Genomic DNA, 20,344 nt, shown 5'->3' on the forward strand with positions numbered 1-20,344 from the left:
TCTGACTAACCGCCGCGATACGCGCGAGCCTGGATCTCGTAAAGCTCGTGGTAGAGCCCTCCTTCCTCGATGAGTTCGGCGTGCGTGCCCTGCTCGATCAGGCGCCCCTTCTCCAGTACCAGGATCCGGTCCGCGGAGCGGATGTTGGCCAGCCGATGGGTCACCAGGATCGTCGTGCGCCTGCCCGCTCCCGAAACGCTCGCGTGCCTCAGCCCGGCGAAGACCCGGGCCTCGGCCTTCGCGTCGAGCGCGGCCGTCGGCTCGTCGGCGACCAGGACGGCGGCGTCACGGTAGATCCCGCGGGCGATCCCCATCCGCTGCCATTGCCCGCCCGAGAGGTCCTGCCCGTCGTCGAACTTCTTGGACAGCACCGTCTTCCCCTTGGCGGGCAAGGACTCGATCACCTCGTCGGCGCCGGAGGAGGTGATCGCGTCCTGCCAGGCGATGCGATCCGGGTCTTCCCGGCCGAGCCTGCCGACGGTCACGTTGTGCTCCGCGGTCATCGGCCATTCGGCGGGATCCTGGGCGATCACCGCGATATTCGCGTGCACCGACTCGTGATCGGCGCCCGCGAGGTCGACTTCGTCCCAGTACACCTTTCCCTCCGAGGGCGGATAGAGCCCGGTGAGCAGTTTGCCCAGTGTGGTCTTGCCCGAACCGTTCTCCCCGACGAGGGCGATCACCTCGCCGCGCCGGATGGTCAGGGAAACCTCGCGCAGGGCCGGGGTTTCCTGGCCGGGATAGGTGAACCCGACGTTCTCCAGCCGGATCTCCGCCGGATCGGGCGGGGCGGCGACCCCGCCCTTCACCGGGCCGCGTTTCTCCGACTCCACGAGCAGGCGCTGGAAGAAGGCGATGTAGAACGACTCCTCGTACAGGGAGTTCACCGCGTGCATCGTGATGGACAGCGAATTCGACGCCGTCCGCATGGCGAGCGCGGCCGTTCCGGCGAGGGCGAGTTCCATCTGGCCGCTGTAGAGCAGAAAACCGAGCACCAGATACGCGATCGCGGTGCCGGCCCCGGCCGCCGCGCGCCCGGCCAGCCGGACCATGTTGCTGCGATGCGCGAGCCGGACCTCTTCGCGCATCAGGCTTTCGGTGATCCGGCGGTACTCCCGGAGCAACGGCTCCTGGAGGGTGAGGGCATGCCGTTCGAGGGCGAACTGGCGCCACGTGGCCACCTCTTCGACGATCCCTTTCCGGATGTTGCGGCCGACGGTGTCGAGATAATGCCGGTAGTTCAGCTTCGCGACCTTCGCCGCCGCCCAGCCGTCGGCCACCGCGGCGAGCAGCAGCACCGGCGCCAGCCACGGGTTGAGCAGGCCCGCCGTCACCAGCGCGGCGACCAGCGAGATCAGCGCCGACGTCAAATCCGCGAGCCAGCGCAGGCTCATCTCGATCGACCGGACCCCGTACCGCGCGCCCTGCCTGGCCAGCTCCCGGAAATCGGCGTCCTCGAAGGCCAGCAGCCGCACCCGGACCATCGCGGCGGTGACCTCGTCGCCCGCCGAAGTCACGACCCGCGGCCGGAGCGCGCCCTCGACCGCGGCCACCGCCGTGTCGAGCAGCGCGCGCAAGGCATACGTGCCGACGACGACCACCAGCGCGGGCAGCGACTGCAGCACCCTTTCCGGCGTCGGCCCGCTCTCCAGCAGCGCGATGAACACGTTCGCCGTCGCCAGCAGGCCGAACGCCGTGACACAACCGGAAAGCAGGTGGACGACGCCGGCGAGCAGGGTCAGCCGCGGCGACGTCCGCCAGGCCAGCCGCAGCACGATGGCCACGGCGGACGGAAGCGTGCGGATGGCCTTGACCATCCCCGCTTCGGCCACGGTCTCGTCGACCGCGGCCCATTCGGGCATCTTGAGGTTCTCGACCCCGATCAGGGGCACGGTCGGTTCGGGCACTCCTCCTTCTCTACGCGCACCCACCGACATTTTTGAGAGCCGAAGGGGCGAGTTTTCTCGGCTGAGCCGAGGGAAGGGGGGCCTTCACTCGCGGCGTCACGGTCGTCTGACGCACCGAAATCCCCACGGTCCGTCAGCATCGCTACACGGAGTACAGGGTGTGTGGAGATAGGGACACTCAACGTCCCTATCTCCACACACCCCGCCCGCAACCCACCGCTCACGCCGGCCCGGTAGCAAAGGTCCCTTCATCTCTCGCCCGCCATGGGCTACGCTCTCGCTAGAGCGATCTATCAAGTCGTAAGGGGGCGAACATGGAAGTTCTTCGAAACCGGGGCCTTACCGCGCTGCGGCTGATCCTGACCTTCACGCTGCTGACCACCACGTTGCACTACGCGCACAACGTGATCAGGGCGGCGGACTACCCGCAGGTCGAGGGGATTTCGGTGGGCATGGCCGCCACCTTGGTCGTCGTCGCGTACGTCCTCTTCACCACGTTCGGCGTGCTCGGCTACCGCGACTACCTGCGCGGACGCTACTGGCGGGCGCTCGCGTTCCTGATGGTCTTCTCGCTGTCCGGCCTCGCGAGCCTCGGCCACTTCCTGATCGCCGTGCCGCGGATCCCGGCCTTCTGGTTCGCCACGATCTACACCGACGTTGCCGCCGCGCTGCTGCTGTGGGCCTTCGTGACCTGGGCGGCGGCGAAGCTCAACCGCGTTCCCGCGGCGGCCGGTTCCCATACGTGATGTGGTGGGGCGCGGCGACCCGATTGATCTTCACCGGGTCGATCGCGCCATCGGTGAACACGGCCGGCCCCGCCTCGAACAGGTCTTCCAGGTAGTGCTCCCAACCGCCGGGGGACGAGATCTGCAGAACCCGGGGCGGCTCGGAGACCCGGCGCAAGGCATGCGGGACGCCGCGCGGCAGCAGGACGAAAGTGCCCTTCGTCGCGATGTGGGTCTCGTCGTCGAAATCGATCCCGAGCTCGCCTTCGAGGACGTAGATGCACTCGTCGGCCTCGTGGTGCACGTGCCGCGGGATGTCCATGGCGACAGTGACCTCGAGCAGCGAGAACCTCGTCTCGGTGTCCTCGGTCATCGCCTTCACGCTGAACGCGGGCGGCAGAGGCACGCGGCCGGGCCGGGTCTCGCCGGGTTCGAGCAGGAGAAAACGGTCCTTCGACATGGTATTCTGCCTCTCAATCGGAAACGGACTCCGTTTCCACTTAATCGCGAGGGAGGCGGGTTGTCAACCAAGCCGCGAGCGGACGCGGAGCGCAACCGGGCGCGGGTGATCGACGCGGCGCGCGCGTTGTTCGCCGAACGCGGGGACGACGTGCAGATGCCGGAGATCGCCCGCGCGGCCGGGGTCGGCGTGGGGACCGTGTACCGGCACTTCCCGGATCGGCAGGCGCTGGTCGAGGCGGCGGCGGAGCACCGGTTCGCGGAGATCGAGCAGTACGCCAGGGCGCACTGTTTCGGCGAGGATTCCGGCCTGGAGCGTTATTTCCGGTACGTCGGCGAGGTGCTGGCGAGCGATCGCGGGCTCACCGCCGCCATCGACTCGGCCCGCGGGCGGCCCGGCAGTGAGCCGCGCGGTTCGGCGCGTGAGCGCCTCGAAGCGGTGGTCGCCGAGATCATCGCCCACGATCAGGCCGCCGGTCGTCTCCGGTCGGACTGCACGGTCGCCGACGTCTATCTCCTGGTCGGCGCGCTGTCGTCGGTGATTCGCAAGGGTGCCGACTGGGTTCGTTTCCTCGATCTGCTCCGTGACCAACTTTCTACATAACATTGACGCTGATCAGTGCTATGTAGACAATCGGAAGGGTGACGCGGACCACATCGGTGACGTTCGAACGTCATCCCAGCGGCTACCGGCACTGGAAACTGACCACCGACGGCGACGTCGCGTGGCTCGAACTCGACGTCGACGCGGACGCCGGCCTCGTGCCGGGTTACGAGCTCAAGCTCAATTCGTACGACCTCGGCGTGGACATCGAGTTGTACGACGCCACGCAGCGGCTGCGGTTCGAACATCCCGAGGTCCGCGTGGTCATCGTGACCAGTGCGAAGGACAACGTCTTCTGCGCCGGCGCGAACATCCGCATGCTCGCGTCGTCGTCGCACGAGTGGAAGGTGAACTTCTGCAAATTCACCAATGAGACCCGCAACGCCATGGAGGACGCCACCGCGCACTCCGGGCAGATCTACGTCGCGGCGGTCAACGGCACCTGCGCCGGCGGCGGCTACGAGATCGCGCTCGCCTGCGAAAAGATCCTGCTGGTCGACGACAACTCCTCGACCGTCGCGCTGCCGGAGGTGCCGCTCCTCGGCGTCCTCCCCGGCACCGGCGGGCTCACCCGGGTGGTCGACAAACGCGGCGTGCGGCGGGACCTCGCCGACGTCTTCGCCACTCGCCCCGACGGGGTGAAGGGACGGACCGCCGTCGACTGGCGCCTCGTCGACGAACTCGTGCCAAGGCAAGGGTTCCGCGAGGCCGTGCTGGCCAGGGCGAAGGAATTTGCGCGGACGAGCGAACGGCTCGACGGCGAGGGTGTCGAGCTGAAGCCGCTCAAGCATCGTTATGTCGACATCGCCCGCAGCGGGAGCGAAGCGACGATCACCGTCAAAGGCCCCGAGGACGACGACGGCTGGCTGCTGGATGTCACGCGCGAACTGGACGACGCGATCCTCCGCCTGCGCACCAACGAACCCGAACTCGGCACGTGGGTGCTCCGCACGGAAGGCGATCCGGCGAAGGTCCTCGAACACGAACGCGCCGTGTTCGACGCGAAAGACTGTCTGAGCAACGAAATCGTCCACTACTTCAAGCGGACGTTGAAGCGGCTGGACGTCACCAGCCGCAGCCTGATCGCCCTCATCGAGCCGGGAAGCTGCTACGCCGGGCTTCTGCTGGAGCTCGCGCTCGCCGCCGACCGGCAGTACATCTTGGACGGTCCCCCGATCGACGACGAAGACAGTGAAGAACGAGCGGCGATCACGTTGTCCGAAGCCAACTTCGGCCGGTTCCCGATGGGCAACGGCCTGACCCGTCTCGAATCCCGCTTCTTCGGGGATCCGGACCACGTCCCGAGGCTCGCGGAGGTGTGCGGCAAAGCGCTGAGCCCGGCGGAGGTGAACGGACTCGGCCTGGTCACCGACGCCCCGGACGACCTCGACTGGGAGGACGAGATCCGGATCGCGCTGGAGGGGCGGGCTTCGCTCAGTCCGGACGCCTTGACCGGAATGGAGGCGAATCACCGGTTCGTCGGCCCCGAGACGCTGGAAAGCAAGATCTTCGGCAGGCTCGCCGCCTGGCAGAACTGGATCTTCACTCGTCCGAACGCATCCGGTCCCGAGGGTGCGCTGCGTCGCTACGGTACCGGTCAGAAGGCCGTCTTCGACAGGAAGCGGGTTTGAACAGCCCATGCCCACCAAGATCGATTACGACGCCCGGATCCCCAACAACGTCGACCTCTCCGGTGATCGCCGCCTGCAGCGGGCGCTGGAGGGCTGGCAGCCGAAGTTCCTGGACTGGTGGGGCGAAATGGGCCCAACCCTGCGGACGCACGGGGTCTACCTGCGCACCGCGGTGAGTGTCGGACGGGACGGCTGGGCGCATTTCGACCACGTCAACGTGCCCGACTACCGGTGGGGGATCTTCCTCGCGGAGCCCGACCCCGACCGCGTCATCGGTTTCGGCGAGCACAAGGGCGAGCCCGCCTGGCAGCAGGTTCCCGGCGAATACCGCGCCGACCTGCAGCGGCTCATCGTGATCCAGGGCGACACCGAACCCGCTTCGGTCGAACAACAGAAACTGCTGGGCCTCACCGCGCCGAGCCTCTACGACCTGCGGAACCTGTTCCAGGTCAACGTCGAAGAAGGGCGCCATCTGTGGGCGATGGTGTACCTGTTGCACGCCTACTTCGGGCGTGAAGGCCGCGACGAGGCGGAAGGATTGCTGCTCCGTAATTCCGGAAGTCCGGACGCCCCGCGGATCCTCGGCGCCTTCAACGAGGAGACCGCGGATTGGCTCGCGTTCTACATGTTCACCTATTTCACCGATCGTGATGGCAAATATCAGCTCGGCACCCTCAAGGAAAGCGGCTTCGACCCGCTTTCCCGCACTTGTGAATTCATGCTCAAGGAAGAGGCGCACCACATGTTCGTCGGCACCACGGGGGTCGACCGGGTGGTCACCCGCAGTGCCGAACTGATCCGCGAGCACGACACCTTCGACATCGGCGGGCACGGCGGCATCCCGCTGGACGTCATCCAGCGTTACCTCAACTTCCACTACACCGTCTCGCTCGACCTGTTCGGCGGGGAGACGTCCACCAACGCGGCGAACTACTACACCGCCGGGCTGAAAGGCCGCTGGCAGGAGCCTCGCCGCAAGGACGACCACAAGCTCACCGACGCCGCCGGATCGCTGTCCCGGCCGAAAGCCGACGGCACTTGGGAGACCGAGGAACACGCGGCCATCCTGCTGCTGAACCTCGACCTGCGGGAGGAGTACCGCGCCGACTGCCAGACCGGGGTCAACCGCTGGAACAAGATCCTGGACGAGGCGGGCGTCGACTTCCGATTCGTCCTCCCGCACCCTGGATTCAATCGCGAAGTCGGCATAAACTCCGGCCACCATGTGACGCCCGACGGCACCGTTGTCGACGAGCGGACCTGGCTGGCCGGCAAACGCAAGTGGCTGCCCACTCCCGAAGACCTGACCTTCGTCCGATCGCTGATGCACCCGGTGTACGAGCGAGGAAAGATCGCGAGCTGGGTGGCGCCGCCACGCCAGGGCATCAATGGGAAACCGTTCGACTACGAATACGTTTACCTGAGCTGAGCGATAGAGGTGCGCCCGTGACCGCTGCTGCTACCGGGTTCAACGCGGCGAGCTACCTGCTCGACCGGCATCTGGCGGAAGGGCGGGGCGCGAAGGACGCGGTCGTTTCCCCGCGGCGAAGTCTCACGTACGCGGGGCTGGCGGCCGAAACCCGCCGGGTCGCGGCGGGGCTGAAGGCGATCGGCGTCCGCCCGGAGGAGCGGGTCCTGTTCTGCATGGCCGACGACGTCGAGCTGCTCACCGGGATCCTCGGCGCGATGCTGGCCGGAGCGGTCGCGGTGCCGGTGTCCACCATGGTCACCGGGCTGGATCTCGGCAAGATGCTCGCCGATTCGCGCGCGCGGGTCCTGTGCGTCTCCGGCGAGTTCGCGTCTCAGGCCACGGTCGCGCTGGGGCTGGCACCGGAGGTCACCGACGTCGTGCTGGACAGGGCGAAGGCCGCCGAGCTGCCGCCCGGGATCCGCGCGCATCAGTGGGGTGACCTGTCCACAGTGGACGACACCGGTTTCGAACCGGCGCCGACCTGGGAGGACTCGCCCGCGCTCTGGCTGTACACCTCGGGGACGACGGGTAAGCCGAAAGGCGCGATGCACCGGCACGCGGGCATCCGCGCGGTGTGCGAGACGTATGCGCGCGGTGTGCTGGACATCGGGCCGAACGACCGGTTCCTCTCCGTGCCGAAGCTGTTCTTCGCCTACGGCTTGGGGAATTCGGCGTTCTTCCCGCTCGCGGCCGGCGGGACGACGCTGCTCGAACCGGCGAGGCCGACCCCGGGACTGATCGCCGCCAGGGCCCGCGCGGAGCGGCCGACGTTGTTCTTCGCCGTCCCGACGTTCTACGCCGCGCTGCTCGCCAGTGACATCCCCGACGACACGTTCGCCTCGGTGCGCCAAGCGGTTTCTGCGGGGGAACCGCTGCCGGCCGTGCTGTACGAACGGTTCCGCGAGCGGTTCGGCGTCGAGATCCTCGACGGGATCGGCTCGACCGAGGCGTTGCACATCTTCCTGTCCAACCGGCCGCGTCAGGTCCGCCCCGGCAGTACCGGGACGCCGGTGCCGGGCTACGAGATCGCGCTGCGCGACGAAAACGGCGATCCGGTGCCGGACGGGCAGCCCGGTGAACTGTTCGTCGGCGGGCCGTCGATCGCGACCGGGTACTGGGCGCGGTACGAGACGACGAAGCAGGTCTTCCAGGGCGAATGGCTGCGGACGGGCGACAGCTTCGTGCGCAACGCCGACGGGAGCTATACCTGCCTCGGACGCTTCAACGACATGCTGAAACCGGGCGGGATCTGGGTTTCCCCCACCGAGGTCGAAGACAGGCTGCGGCAACATCCGGCGGTCGCCGAGGTCGCGGTGGTGGCCACCTTCGACGCCGACGGCATCGAGAAACCGGTCGCGTGCGTGGTCGGCGTGCCGGGGCACCGGCTCGACCCGGACGAGCTGATCGAGTTCTGCCGGGCGGGGCTGGCGTCGTTCAAACGGCCGCGGGGCGTCGTCGAGCTGGGCGAACTGCCGAAGACGGCGACCGGGAAGATCCGGCGCAACGTCATCCGGGAACTGGTGCGGGACATGTACGAGGTCCGGGACCCCGCCCCGCCGCATCTAGTCCTCTGAACGCGGTCCTTGCACACGCAAGTACCGCATCCAGAGGACGAAACGCGGGGGTCACCCGCCGTTGACGGTGCGGAGGGTGCGCATCGCTTCGGCGAGCGCGTGCGCGTCGTCACCGAGCGGGGTCAGAACGATGCGCCGCAGGATCTCCGCGCACGCCTCCCGTGCTTTCTCCGCGACGTCGAGGCCGTGGTCGGTGAGCGCCGCGAAGGTGACCCGGCGGTCGTCCGGGCTGGGCACCCGGCAGATCAGGTCCGCGGCGACCAGCCGGTCGGCGACCTTGGTGAACCCGCCGCTGGACAACGCCGCCTCGACGGCCAGCCGCGTCATCGGCATCCGGTGCTCGGGTGAGCGCACGAGCCGCAACAGGATGTCGAACGACGCCGGCGCGAGGCCGAACCGGTCGGCGATCTCGCCCATCAGCTTGTTCTGCGTGGCCAGATAGCCCTCGATCACCAGGCCCCACCACGTGACCACTTCGTCGTCTTTCGGTTCCTCCGGTTTCGCCACAGTCACGCGGGCGAGCGTACACCAAGAACTCTTCCAGGAATATATCTTGCGCGCGAGAGGTTATCGGGCTAGCTTGAGTTCACCGGCTCCCAGAGGAGGGGCACCATGTCGATCAAGACTTCGGGCCTGCACCACGTCACCGCCATCGGTGGCGACCCCCAGCGCAACGCGGACTTCTACACCCGGTCGCTCGGCCTGCGGCTGGTGAAGACCACCGTGAACTTCGACGACCCCGGCACGTACCACCTCTACTACGGCGACGGGTCCGGCAAACCCGGCTCGCTGATGACGTTCTTCCCGTGGCGGGACGCGCCGAAGGGCCGTCACGGCACCGGACAGGCGACCACGACGTCGTTCTCCGTGCCGGAGGCCTCGCTCGGCTGGTGGAAGCAGCACCTCGCCGCGAGCGGTGTCGAGACGAGCCGGATCCGGAACTCCGACGGCGAGGAGACGCTCACCTTCGCCGACCCGGACGGCCTGCAGCTCGCCCTCGTCGCGCATCCGCAGGGCGACCCGCGTGACCCGTGGGACACGAAGCTCGTCCCCGCCGAACACGCCATCCGCGGCCTGCACTCCGTCACCCTCTCGGTGTCCAAAGAGGACGCGACGGCCGGGATGCTGACCGACGGCCTCGGCCTGTCCTTCGAGCACCAGGACGGCAACCGCCTTCGGTTCTCTGCCGGTGAGGGCGGCCCCGGCGCGCTCGTCGACGTCCTCGTGACACCCGACGCCCCGCGCGGGCTGGTGGCGGCGGGCACCGTGCACCACGTCGCCTGGCGCGCGCCGGACGAGCGGACTCAGGCCGCCTGGCGTGACGAGCTCATCGACGACGGCGTGAACGTGACGTCCATTTTGGACCGTCAGTACTTCCGCTCGATCTACTTCCGCGAGCCCGGCGGCACCCTGCTCGAGGTCGCGACCGACGAACCCGGTTTCGCGATCGACGAGCCGCTGCTCGAACTCGGCCGCGCGCTGAAACTCCCGCCGTGGCTGGAGCCCAAACGCGAGGACATCGAGGCCATGCTGCCGAAGCTGGACCTCCCGAGCGAGAACAACCCGCGATGAGCACCTTGGAGCACAAGTACGTCGAAGGAGCGGCCGACGAGCCGGTGCTGTTGCTCCTGCACGGCACCGGCGGCGGGCTCGACGACCTCGTGCCGCTCGCCCGGCAGCTGAGCCCGGCGTCGGCGCTGCTCGCGCCGGCCGGGCCGGTGTCGGAACACGGTGCGGCCCGGTGGTTCCGCCGGCTGGCCGAGGGCGTCTTCGACCACGAGGACGTCGTCTTTCGCGCGAACCAGCTGGCCGATTTCGTGGTCGCCGCGCGCGAGGAGTACGGCCTCGGCGACCGGCGGCTCGTCGCCATCGGGTTCTCCAACGGCGCCAACATCGCCGCCGCGGTGACCCTGCTCCGCCCGGACGCCGTCCGGGAGTCCGCGCTGTTCGCGGCGATGTCACCACTCCCGGAGCCGCCACGGAACGACCTGTCCGGTACCCGGGTCTTCCTGTCGAACGGCGAGCACGATCCGATGGCGCCGCTGGGCTCGGCCGAGACGCTGGCCCGTGACCTGCGCGAACGCGGCGCGGACGTCGTCGCCCACCGGCATCCCGGCGGGCACCAGGTCACCGGCAACGGTTTGGTAGCGGCCGCGGGGTGGCTCAACGGGGCGCGCGGAGAGCAAAGCACGCGAACGTAAAATCGTCCGATGACTAACGGGGACCTCGTCCGCGCCCAGGCCCTGCTCGACAGGGTCCTCCTCGCGGACGGGCACAACGATCTGCCATGGGAGCTGCGGGTCACGACCGGGCCGGATCCGGTCGAGGCCGTGGCGGGCACGGATCTCACGGTCCGCCAGCCGCATCTCCACACCGACTTCCCGAAGCTCGCCGAGGGCAGACTCGGCATGCAGTTCTGGTCCGTCTACGTGCCTTGCCAGTTCGAGGGGCACAGCGCGGTGACGGCGGTCCTCGAACAGATCGAGATCGTGCACCAGATGGCCGAGCGATACCCCGATCGCCTGGCCCTCGTGGACACCGCCGCCCAGGCCGAAGCCGCGTTCCGTGACGGCAAGATCGCGTCGCTGCTGGGCGCCGAGGGCGGCCACAGCATCGCCGAATCCCTTGGCGTGCTGAGGATCCTGCGCCGTCTCGGCGTCCGCTACATGACGCTGACGCACAACTACAACACCACCTGGGCCGACTCCGGCACCGACGAGCCCGAGCACGGCGGCCTCACCGACTTCGGCCGCGACGTGGTCCGCGAGATGAACGAGATCGGCATGCTCGTCGACCTCTCGCACGTCGCGCCGAGCACCATGCGGGCCGCGCTGGAGGTCAGCTCCGCGCCGGTGATCTTCAGCCACTCCTCCTGCATCGCGGTCAACGACCACCCTCGCAACATCCCCGACGACGTCTTGGAAACCCTGGCCGCCAAGGACGGCGTCGCGATGGTGACGTTCGTGCCGGGCTTCATCTCGCCGAAGGTCGCCGAATGGGACGCCCAGCTGCGCCAGGACATGGAAGCCGCGGGCAAGGACTACCGGAACATCGACCAGCGCACGAAGTTCACCGCGGAGCGCGGCGGGCCTGAGAAGCCGAAGGCGGGCATCGACGACGTCGTCGCGCACATCGAGCACGCGCGTGAGGTGGCCGGTGTCGACCACATCGGACTCGGCGGCGACTACGACGGAGTCGCGACGCTGCCCGAAGGCCTCGAAGACGTTTCGAAGTACCCGGTGCTCTTCGCCGCCCTGCTGGACCGCGGCTGGAGCGAAGAGGACTGCGCGAAACTGGCCGGGAAGAACACCTTGCGCGTGCTGCGCGCGGCGGACGAGGTCACCCGTTCGGACGCTTGAGAGCGCGATCAAGCCCGGTTCGGCGGACACTGTCCTGCATGACGCAGCCGGAGGAGGGCGCCGCCGAGGTTCCCGTCAAGCCGCCCGAGACCGCGGGCGGCGCACGCCACAGCGGTAAATTCGAGGCCGGCCCGAAACTCAAACGGACGCGGGTGAGCGGCACCTGGATCGCCGTCATCGTGGCGTTGATCGTGCTGGTGTTCCTGCTCGTGTTCATCCTGCAGAACCAGGACACGGCCACCGTGCACTTCCTGGGCATGTCCGGCAGCATGCCGCTGGCGGTCGCGATGCTGTTCTCCGTGATCGCCGGTGGCGCGCTGGTCGCGCTCGTCGGCGGCGCGCGGATCCTGCAGTTGCGCAAGCAGGCCAAGAAGTCGCGGCATCAGCTGCGCTGAGGGACGCCGCGCCGGAACTCGCTGGGGTTGACGCCCCGCACGCGTTTGAACGCCGCGCTGAACCCGAAGGCGTCGGAGTAGCCGACGGTGCGGGCGATATCCGAGATGGTCGCGGATTCCTTGCCGGTCAGCAGATCCGCCGCGAGCGTCATTCGCCAGCGGGTGAGGTAGGTCAACGGCGGTTCGCCGATCAGGTCGGTGAACCGTTTCGCCAGTGTGGACCGCGAAACGCCGGCCCGCGCGGCCAGCGAGCCGACCGTCCACGGCGCCGCCGGCTCCGCGTGCAGCAGGCGCAGCGCGTCGCCCACCACCGGATCGCGCTGCGCGGCCCACCACGCCGGAGGCTCACCACCCGGCCGGTCGAACCACTCGCGCAGGGAACACACCAGCATCCAGTCGAGCAGCCGGTCGAGGACGACCTGCTGACCCGGGGCGTCGACGGCGGCTTCGGCGGCGAGATGCTCCAGGATCGGGTCGCCCGCGCCCCCGGCGTCCACCCGCAGGACGACGGGCAGCGCGTCCAGCAGCGGGCGGGCGATCTCGCCGCGCACCGGATACGCCCCGACGATCAAACTCGTTTCGCCGCCGGGGTCGTCGACCCAGCCGAGCCGGTGCCGGGTCCCGCCCTGTTCGGGCGTCGCGCAGTGCTCGCCGCACGCGATCGGTTCGGCCGGCGTGCCGACCTCGTCGACGAAGGTGAACGTCGCGGGCCCGCGCACGATGACCGACTCGCCCGCGCGCAGCGGTTCGGGCGGAGCGTCTTCCGGCACGATCCAGCCCGCGCCCGTGAGGACGGCGCACAAGGTCAGCGGCGCGCCGTCCACGAAGTGCAGTGCCCAGGGCGGGGACAGCGTCGTACTGCCGAACAACGAACCGTGGGACCGCACCCCGCGGATCAGGTCACTGAACACGTCCACGTGGGCGAGGTTAGAGGAGCTGAAGGGCCCTTTCCCCGCATGCGATGCAGGGAAAGGGCCCCTCCCCGCGTGAGACGCGGGGAAAGTCCCCTTCAGCCGCTCTGGACGAATACACAGGTGATCCGGCCTTTCACCTATGGGCACGTCCAAGTCCGCCGGGTTGAATCGAGCTCATGCTGACTCCCGACGACCTCGAATTCCTCCGCCGCCCCCTGCACGGATTCCTGACCGTGGCCGGCGGCCCGGTCCGTCCGGTGTGGTTCGAGGCCACCGACGACGGCACCGTCCAGCTGTTCACGCCGCGCGAGTCGCCCAAGGTGCGGCGGCTGGGCGACGATCCCCGCGCGTCGATCATCGTGGCCGCGCCGGTGGGCGAGCGTGAGCGCTGGGTCTCGGTCTCGGGCGGGGTCACGGTGGAGCCCGACGGGGCGCACGAGCTGGCCGCCCGGCTCGGCGAGCGCTACTGGGACCTCGAAGACCCCGCCCACGCCGGCGAGCTCGCCGGAATTCAGACCCTCGACCTCGTGCGGCTCGTCATCCGGCCGGAGAAGGTGAGCCGTTACTCGATGTGATGATCGACGTCATCCCGAGCAGGGCGGCGCAAACGTTTTCGTCGCCCTCGGCGGTGACCCGGGCACGGTCCGCCGGGTTCCGGGTGCACAGCCGCCAGAAGGTGTCCGCGTCCGTCGTCACCGAGGCCAGCGGCGCTCGTGACGTCGGTGCGGCACGGTCGAGTTCCCAGCCGTCCGCGGTCCGCCGCGCCGTCCACTTCCCGCCGCCCTGGCCGGTGACGGTGTAGACGACCTGCCTGCCGGCGCGGGCGTCGATGTCACGCAGGGTGTGCGGCAGGGCCCGCATGAAGGTGTCGACCACCGGCCCGCGGAAGTCCGGATCGTCCAGCGGCGGCGCGCCGACGGCCGCACGGATCTGCTGCTGATGCACCCAGAACTCGGTGTACTCGCGGGCGACGTCGAGCCAGACCGGCGCGGGCTCGTCCCCGGCCCAGCTCACCGGATCGCCGACGGCGTCGAGGTCGGCGCGGCCGAACATCTCGGCGATCTGCGACGTGCTGTCCACCAGCATCGCGAACAGCACTTCGGGGGACAGCCGCCGACACGCGACCACCCATTCGTCGTTGATCCGGTCGATGAAGTCCTCGAACCGCTCGCCATCGCGGGGCGCCGTCGCCCGGTAGCCGTCGCGATCGCGGGACAGCCTGCCGAGTTTGTCGCCGAGGATGTGGGCCGCGAGATCGTGCACCGTCCAGCCCGTGCACACCGTCGGCGCGGCCCACCGGTCCGCGTCCAATCCGGTCAGCACGTCGAGCAGGGCTTGCTCCTCCCGCGCGAACAGCGGGAGGACGTCGATCGGCGGACCCCAGCGCGTGAAGCTCATGGTGACCATCCAAACACTCAGGTCCATCACATTTTCGGCCATTCGGCCTACTCGCAGGTAGCATCAGCGCGAACGTGAGGGGAGTGCCCGTGAGCAACGATCGACCCGCCGGTGAAGACCTGGCCGCTTTCGCCAAACGCGCGGGGCAGCTGGCGGGCTGGGCCGCGCGCACGGGTTTCGAGTTCACCCGCAAACTCCCCGGCGTCGAGATCGCCGAACAGATCGTCAAACAGGGCGAGCGGCAGCTGCTTTCGGAGCTGCGCCGCCGTCTCGACGAGGTCGACGACCCGTACCACGCCGCGCTCACCGCCGCGTCCGCGATGAACCGGCCCGACACCAACGGCGCCAAGCCGGTCGAGGCCACCATCACGCTCGTGCACACCCGTGCCCAGCTCGAACCGCTCCGCGCGGCCATGGCCGAACTGCTCAACCACTCCATCGGCTTCGGCCGCGAGCGGGCCCGCGAATACCTCTACGCGATCATCCTGCGGCAGCTCACGCCGGACGAGGCCCGCATCCTTTCCGCGCTCTCCGACGGCTCGCCGTTCCCCGCCGTCGACGTCGCCGAGCGGACGAGCCTCGGCGCCGCCGGACGGTTCGTGCTGCGCAACGCCTCCACCGTCGGCAAGGCCGCCGGGGTCTCATTGCCCGACCAGGTGCCCGGCTACCTCACCAGGCTGATCGGGCTCGGCCTGGTCGAGCTGGACGAAGAGGTGCCCGCGCTGGAGACGCAGTACGAGATCCTGCTGACCGACGAGACCGTCCGCGAGGCGGAGAAGTCGGTCAAGCGGGCCAAGTTCGTCAAACGCACGGTCCATATTTCCCGCCTCGGCGCCCAGTTCTGGCAGGCCTGCGACCCGAGCGCCGGCTGACTTCGGCATGGGTGCGTTCCTCGACGGGATCCTCGCCGATTTCGGCGAGCACTGGCCGCTCTACGTCTCCATCCCGATCGTCGCCGCACTGATCGGCTACACCACCAAACTCGTCGCGATCCGGATGATGTTCCAGCCGGTCGAGTTCGTCGGCATCAAACCGTTCCTCGGCTGGCAGGGCATCGTGCCCAAACGCGCCGCCCGGATGGCGAGCATCGCCTGCGACACGATGACCGAGCAGCTGATCAAACCGGCGGAGGTCGTCGCCCGGCTGGATCCGCAGAGAATCGCCAAGGAGATCGAAAAACCGCTCCAGGCCGCGGTCGAGGACATCGTGCGCGACGTCGCCGCCCACTACCAGCCGGGCCTGTGGGAATCGCTGCCGGTGGGGATGCAGCGGCTGGTGATCCAGCGTGTCCAGGCCGAGACGCCGCGGATGGTCGCGGCCGTGCTGGAACTCATCAAGTCCGATGTGGACAGTGTGTTCGACCTCAAGGGCATGGTGGTCACCGCACTGGTCAAGGACAAACGGCTGCTGAACCGGATCTTCCAGGAAGCGGGTGACAAGGAGTTCAAGTTCATCGCCCGCTCCGGCATCTTCTTCGGCGGGCTGATCGGCGTCATCCAGATGGTCGCGTGGGTGCTGTTCAAGTTCCCGCTGATCATGCCGCTGTTCGGGCTCTTCACCGGCTGGTTCACCGACTGGCTGGCGCTGCGGATGATCTTCTACCCGATCGAGGAACGCCGGTATTTCGGTGTGCGGTGGCAGGGTCTGTTCCTGAAACGCCGCGGCGAGGTCGCGGAGGCGTACGGCGCGCTGATCGCGAAGGAGATCATCACCCCGCACAACGTGATCGAGGCGGTGCTGCGCGGCCCGCTGTCGGACCGGGTGCTCGGGCTGATCCAGCGGCAGCTCGACGAACAGCTCGGGCGCCGCGTCGGCGTCGGGAAACCGCTGGTGGTGTTCGCCGTCGGCAGCAGGCGGTATCAGGACATGAAGCTGAACATCGCCGAGAAGATCATGGACAAGCTGCCGGAGACCATGCGGTACATCGAGGACTACGCGACCGACGCGATGGACATCCGGAACGTGCTGGTGACGAAGATGAAGGAGCTGTCGCCGCGCGAATTCGAAGGCCTGCTGCGGCCCGCCTTCCAGCAGGACGAATGGATCCTGATCGCGACCGGCGCGGTCCTGGGCTTCGCCGTCGGCGAGGCCCAGGTACTCCTCTTGGAGCACTTCGCCGCCTGACGCCCCGCATTTCGTTCTCTGGATGCGGTAGTTGCACGCGCAAGGACCGCGTCCAGAGGACTGAACGCGAGGGTTTACGAGGCCTTCGTGGCGTCATAGGCGCGACGCGCCTGGCCCACGATCGACCGGTGTTTGGCCGCCCACGCCGAAAGCGCGGGCAGCGGCGCGTCGAGTTCGGCGGCGTGCGCCGTGATCGCGTACTCGACGCGCCGGTGTGCGTGCCGGGTCGTTCCAGCCCAGGGTCGACCGCGCCTTCCGCCTCGACGACGTCGTCGAGGCGCACCGGCATCTGGAATCGAACCGGCAGTTCGGGAAGATCGTGCTCACCGTGGACTGAGACGCCGCTCGCGGCGGGCCGAACCGGGGGTTTCGCGTGGCCGCGTGGACGACACGTGTGATCAGACGGACGACACACGTGACTGGCCGGCCGACACGGGCACGCGGCCGAGTCGTCCGCCTGGACACGCGTGTCGTCCATCCGATCACGCGTGTCGTCCCTTCGGAACGCGCGGTTGCCCCTACGGGCGCACCATCGGCGGTACACCGGCTGCCCCGTCCGGTCTAGAGTGCCCCCTGCACAAAGCCTTGGGGAGGGCGCACATGGCCGACGCGGGGAGCCCGTGGCCGCAGGAGATCCGGCTGGCGATGACCATGGTGGGCGGGGCGAGTCTCGCGGTCTGGATGGGCGGGGTCGCCACCGAGACCTCGCATCTGTTGCAGGCGTCGAGAGCGCCGGAATCGAAGAGCCCGTACCGGGCCCTGCTCGACCTGCTCAACGCCACCGTCTCGCTCGACGTGCTCACCGGCACGAGCGCGGGCGGCATCAACGCGGCGTGCCTCGGGCTGGCCGAGGCGTTCCGGTCGAGCCCGCAGGTGCTGCGCGACACGTGGATCAGCACGGGATCGCTCGACAACCTGATCCGCGACCCCGGCGAGAAGGAGCCGCGTTCGCTGCTCGACGGCGACAAGGTGCTGCTCGGCGATCTCAAGGACGCGTTGCACCGGATCACCGACAAGGCGACGGTGAAACCCGACTGTCCCGACATCACCGTGCTGCTCACCGGCACGATGATCGACGGCGAGACGACCCGTTTCGACGACGCGCTCGGAAACCTGGTGCGCGACACCGAACACCGCCTGCTGTTCCGCTTCGACGCTCCTTTGTGGACGGACGACGTGGTGGGCCCGCTCGCGCTCGCGGCGCGGTCCACCGCGTCGTTCCCCGGCGCGTTCGAGCTCTCCCGGATGCCGATCGGTGAGAAGACCGGCCCGCTGCATCCGGACATGACGAAGTACACCGATGTCACGCGGTCGCATTGGCTCACCGACGGCGGTGTCCTGCTCAACAAACCGCTGCGGCCGGCGCTGCGGGAGATCTTCGAACGGCAGTCGCATTCGGACGTCCGGCGGCTGCTGCTCTACGTCGTGCCGACGGCGGAACGCGAGGCCGAGCGGGTCGCGGTCGATCCGGAACGCCCGCCGCTGCTGGGCAGCGCGATGAGCAAGGTCGTCGGCACCGTGCTGAGCCAGACGATCAGCGCCGAACTGGAGGACCTGACCAGGCACAACGACGCCGTCGTCCGCACCAGGGGGACCCGCGTCTCCCTCGCCGCGATGGGGGTTCGCGGCGGCCCGGACACGCTGATCGACCAGCGGCTGATGAACGACTACCGCGACCGCCGGGTGCAGGAGGACGCCACCGCGCTGGTCCGCGAGGCGACCCGAAGGCTGTCACTGTCCGATGTGGAGGATCAAGGCCGTCAGTGGGCGTCCGGCACGGCGGCGCAGCTGCGCGCGGCCGCGGCGGCCGGGCTGCGTGACGGTCTGCCCGCCGAGCCGCCGAAGGACACCTGTGAACTCACCGACCTCGTCGCCTTCCGCACCACCGCGCTCGACGACTCCGTCGCCACCGGCCTCCAGCTGGTGAACGCGGGCTTCCGGCTCGATCCGACGCCGGAGCAGGCGGTGCAGCTCAACCGGTGCCGGGTGCTGCTGCACGAAGCGCGCCACAAGGCCGCGCGCGGGAACCGGCTCGCCGGCTGGGTCGCCGAACAGGGACCGCCGCCCGCCGACGTCACGCTCGCCGCCTGGATCGAAGGCCTCGCCAAGGAATGGGCCGCGCTCGGCCGCTCGGACACGCTGAAGGAGGCGTGGCCGCTCGTCGTCGCCGCGCTCCGGCAGGCGACGCCGATCCTTTTGCCGCTGGCACGGGCGAAACCCGACACTGAAGCCGCCGACACGGTCAGCACGCTGCTGGCTTGGACAGGTCTCACGTCGGACGACGACAGCGCGGGAGATCCCATCGTCACCTCGCGGCTCGTGCGCCTCCACATCGCGACCCGGGGACTGCTCGCGCAGCCGCCGTCGGTCGACCAGCGGGTCGATCTCGTCCAGGTGAGCGCGGATTCGCGGACGCTGATGGACATGAAGCGCCGCCGGTCCTGGGACAAGCTCACCGGGATGCAGGCCGACTACTTCGGCGCGTTCTACAAGGCGTCGTGGCGCGCGAACGACTGGATGTGGGGCAGGGTCGACGGCGCGGGCTGGCTGGTGCAGTGCCTGCTCGACCCGAAACGCCTGCGGCTGCTGCGTGACGTCGTCGGCCGGGAGGCGTTCCGGACGCGGGTGCGGGACACCTTCAAGGCGATCGGCTGGCGACAGCCGGGCACGGAAGACGGGCTGTCGCAAGAGGAAGCGGACGCCCTGCGCGCGCAATTGGCCGGGGAGCTGGCTTTCCTCGGTCTCGACGGCGAACTCGCCGACGTGGAAACCGAAGCGGCGCTGCCGATCAGCATGCCGGTGACGGCGATGGTGCTCGCCAGGGTGCGGCAGCTGGAGATCGCGCGCGAGGAGCTGCCGTGCGTCGGCCTCCATTGCGGACACGACGCGAAAACAGCCAAGGGCAACGGGAAACCGTCGGAACGGTTCCGGCGGATCATCGAGAACGAGCCCGAAACCGACGAGCAGACCCAGCGCGCGTTCCAGGCCTGCCAGGTCTCCGGCGAACGGTTCGAACACGAACGCGGCACCATGCTTCTGACGAAGACACTGGTCAAGGCGGGCGCGGCCGGGATCAACGCGGCCGCGGGGGCGACGCGGGTGCCGAAATCGGTCCAGCCCGCCGCGACCTTCGCCAAGGCCGCCGGGCGCAGCGCGTGGTGGATCACGCGGGGCGCGGCCACCCTGCCGTCACCGTGGAACGTGCTCGCCGCGCTCGTCACCGTGCTCGCGGGCTTCGTCCTCGGTGGACAGGGCGGCCCGGTCCTGCAGTGGGTCGGCGTGCCGGTCGCCGCGGGCGCCGTCGTGTTCCTGGTGGTCAGCCTGATGACGTTGCGCAAGACGTGGCGGATGGTGCTCACGGTGCTCGGCGTGCTGGTGGTGGCGGCCCTGCTCTTCGCCGCCTTCCTGCCGCCGGTGCGCGACCCGCTGTTCGGCTGGCTCGGCGGCGTCGTCGCGGGGTGGCGGCGCGGCGAGGCGCCGGTGTGGTGGCTGGTCGTCTGCCTGCTGCTGGTGCTGCCCGCCATCTGGACGCCGATCGGCGTATTCGCGGGTCGCAAACGGCGCCGTGAATAGCGGAATCGCGTCCTGACCGTGCGACGAAGTGGTAACGGTTGGTATCGTCACGTGCAGTGAGACCGCACCGAGGCGGCCTTACCCACACGCGCTGCGCTTCAAACGTTACAGTTACCTTTATCACGTGTGTTTCGAGGTTGTTGCAGGTAGCCGCGTTGCCGCCGCCGCGCTGATCTGACCGCGCCCGAATCCTCCGGTACGTTTCTTGGA

The 20,344-nt window shown here is 68.9% G+C and carries 19 protein-coding genes; 14 read left to right on the top strand and 5 right to left on the bottom strand.

What is annotated here, in order from left to right; translation table 11 throughout:
* Positions 1–5: 5 nt before the first annotated feature.
* Positions 6–1,907, bottom strand: coding sequence for an ABC transporter ATP-binding protein (locus tag MJQ72_RS12600; protein ID WP_240599368.1), 1,902 nt, complete (start codon positions 1,905–1,907; stop codon positions 6–8).
* A gap of 314 nt (positions 1,908–2,221) precedes the next feature.
* On the opposite strand from MJQ72_RS12600, the gene MJQ72_RS12605 reads away from it, so the two are divergent.
* Positions 2,222–2,653 carry a hypothetical protein gene (locus MJQ72_RS12605; RefSeq protein ID WP_240599369.1) on the top strand — a complete coding sequence of 144 codons (432 nt, stop codon included), beginning with the start codon at positions 2,222–2,224 and terminating at the stop codon, positions 2,651–2,653.
* Here the strand turns inward: MJQ72_RS12605 and MJQ72_RS12610 are convergent.
* Positions 2,616–3,092 (bottom strand): cupin domain-containing protein, encoded by a 477-nt coding sequence (locus MJQ72_RS12610; protein WP_240599370.1) that lies wholly within the window; start codon positions 3,090–3,092, stop codon positions 2,616–2,618. The genes MJQ72_RS12605 and MJQ72_RS12610 overlap by 38 nt on opposite strands.
* 60 nt (positions 3,093–3,152) lie before the next feature.
* Here MJQ72_RS12610 and MJQ72_RS12615 point away from each other — a divergent pair, with 60 nt between their 5' ends.
* From MJQ72_RS12615 to MJQ72_RS12630, 4 genes are read left to right on the top strand one after another with little or no spacing between them, the layout of a single operon-like run.
* A complete protein-coding gene (locus MJQ72_RS12615) occupies positions 3,153–3,695 on the top strand; it encodes a TetR/AcrR family transcriptional regulator (protein ID WP_240599371.1) in 543 nt (180 codons plus the stop codon).
* A gap of 38 nt (positions 3,696–3,733) precedes the next feature.
* A complete protein-coding gene (boxC, locus tag MJQ72_RS12620; RefSeq protein WP_240599372.1) occupies positions 3,734–5,326 on the top strand; it encodes a 2,3-epoxybenzoyl-CoA dihydrolase in 1,593 nt (530 codons plus the stop codon).
* A gap of 7 nt (positions 5,327–5,333) precedes the next feature.
* Positions 5,334–6,755, top strand: a complete 1,422-nt coding sequence (gene boxB / locus MJQ72_RS12625; RefSeq protein WP_240599373.1) for a benzoyl-CoA 2,3-epoxidase subunit BoxB — start codon at positions 5,334–5,336, stop codon at positions 6,753–6,755.
* 17 nt (positions 6,756–6,772) lie between these two features.
* Positions 6,773–8,371 (top strand): benzoate-CoA ligase family protein, encoded by a 1,599-nt coding sequence (locus MJQ72_RS12630; RefSeq protein ID WP_240599374.1) that lies wholly within the window; start codon positions 6,773–6,775, stop codon positions 8,369–8,371.
* 51 nt (positions 8,372–8,422) lie between these two features.
* Here MJQ72_RS12630 and MJQ72_RS12635 read toward each other — a convergent pair whose 3' ends face one another.
* Positions 8,423–8,884, bottom strand: coding sequence for a MarR family winged helix-turn-helix transcriptional regulator (locus MJQ72_RS12635; RefSeq protein ID WP_240599375.1), 462 nt, complete (start codon positions 8,882–8,884; stop codon positions 8,423–8,425).
* A gap of 99 nt (positions 8,885–8,983) precedes the next feature.
* Between MJQ72_RS12635 and MJQ72_RS12640 the strand changes: the two genes are divergently transcribed.
* From MJQ72_RS12640 to MJQ72_RS12655, 4 genes are read left to right on the top strand one after another with little or no spacing between them, the layout of a single operon-like run.
* A complete protein-coding gene (locus tag MJQ72_RS12640; RefSeq protein WP_240599376.1) occupies positions 8,984–9,943 on the top strand; it encodes a ring-cleaving dioxygenase in 960 nt (319 codons plus the stop codon).
* Complete coding sequence (locus MJQ72_RS12645) at positions 9,940–10,572, top strand: alpha/beta hydrolase (protein WP_240599377.1); 633 nt, start codon at positions 9,940–9,942, stop codon at positions 10,570–10,572. The genes MJQ72_RS12640 and MJQ72_RS12645 overlap by 4 nt, the downstream gene beginning before the upstream one ends.
* Positions 10,573–10,581: 9 nt before the next feature.
* The gene (locus tag MJQ72_RS12650; protein WP_240599378.1) at positions 10,582–11,730 is read left to right on the top strand and encodes a dipeptidase; all 1,149 of its coding nucleotides are present in this window, start codon (positions 10,582–10,584) and stop codon (positions 11,728–11,730) included.
* Positions 11,731–11,768: 38 nt separating this feature from the next.
* Positions 11,769–12,125, top strand: a complete 357-nt coding sequence (locus tag MJQ72_RS12655; protein ID WP_240599379.1) for a lipopolysaccharide assembly LapA domain-containing protein — start codon at positions 11,769–11,771, stop codon at positions 12,123–12,125.
* Here the strand turns inward: MJQ72_RS12655 and MJQ72_RS12660 are convergent.
* The gene (locus MJQ72_RS12660; RefSeq protein ID WP_240599380.1) at positions 12,113–13,042 is read right to left on the bottom strand and encodes an AraC family transcriptional regulator; all 930 of its coding nucleotides are present in this window, start codon (positions 13,040–13,042) and stop codon (positions 12,113–12,115) included. The two genes, MJQ72_RS12655 and MJQ72_RS12660, sit on opposite strands and share 13 nt — an antisense overlap.
* Before the next feature lie 173 nt (positions 13,043–13,215).
* Between MJQ72_RS12660 and MJQ72_RS12665 the strand changes: the two genes are divergently transcribed.
* The gene (locus tag MJQ72_RS12665; protein WP_240599381.1) at positions 13,216–13,614 is read left to right on the top strand and encodes a pyridoxamine 5'-phosphate oxidase family protein; all 399 of its coding nucleotides are present in this window, start codon (positions 13,216–13,218) and stop codon (positions 13,612–13,614) included.
* Here MJQ72_RS12665 and MJQ72_RS12670 read toward each other — a convergent pair.
* Positions 13,577–14,446, bottom strand: a complete 870-nt coding sequence (locus tag MJQ72_RS12670) for a maleylpyruvate isomerase family mycothiol-dependent enzyme (RefSeq protein ID WP_240599382.1) — start codon at positions 14,444–14,446, stop codon at positions 13,577–13,579. The two genes, MJQ72_RS12665 and MJQ72_RS12670, sit on opposite strands and share 38 nt — an antisense overlap.
* A gap of 80 nt (positions 14,447–14,526) precedes the next feature.
* Here MJQ72_RS12670 and MJQ72_RS12675 point away from each other — a divergent pair, with 80 nt between their 5' ends.
* The 4 genes from MJQ72_RS12675 (at position 14,527) to MJQ72_RS12690 (ending at position 20,134) form a co-directional block, all read left to right on the top strand.
* Positions 14,527–15,309 (top strand): Abi-alpha family protein, encoded by a 783-nt coding sequence (locus tag MJQ72_RS12675; protein ID WP_240599383.1) that lies wholly within the window; start codon positions 14,527–14,529, stop codon positions 15,307–15,309.
* A 7-nt stretch (positions 15,310–15,316) separates the two neighbouring features.
* On the top strand, positions 15,317–16,561 hold the full coding sequence (locus MJQ72_RS12680) for a DUF445 domain-containing protein (protein WP_240599384.1): 1,245 nt from the start codon (positions 15,317–15,319) through the stop codon (positions 16,559–16,561).
* A gap of 214 nt (positions 16,562–16,775) precedes the next feature.
* Complete coding sequence (locus MJQ72_RS12685) at positions 16,776–16,898, top strand: zinc-binding dehydrogenase (RefSeq protein ID WP_240599385.1); 123 nt, start codon at positions 16,776–16,778, stop codon at positions 16,896–16,898.
* 263 nt (positions 16,899–17,161) lie between these two features.
* Complete coding sequence (locus tag MJQ72_RS12690; RefSeq protein ID WP_240599386.1) at positions 17,162–20,134, top strand: patatin-like protein; 2,973 nt, start codon at positions 17,162–17,164, stop codon at positions 20,132–20,134.
* The last annotated feature ends 210 nt before the right edge of the window (positions 20,135–20,344 follow it).

The organism is Amycolatopsis sp. EV170708-02-1 (assembly GCF_022479115.1).
In the GTDB taxonomy this organism is placed as follows: Bacteria; Actinomycetota; Actinomycetes; order Mycobacteriales; family Pseudonocardiaceae; genus Amycolatopsis.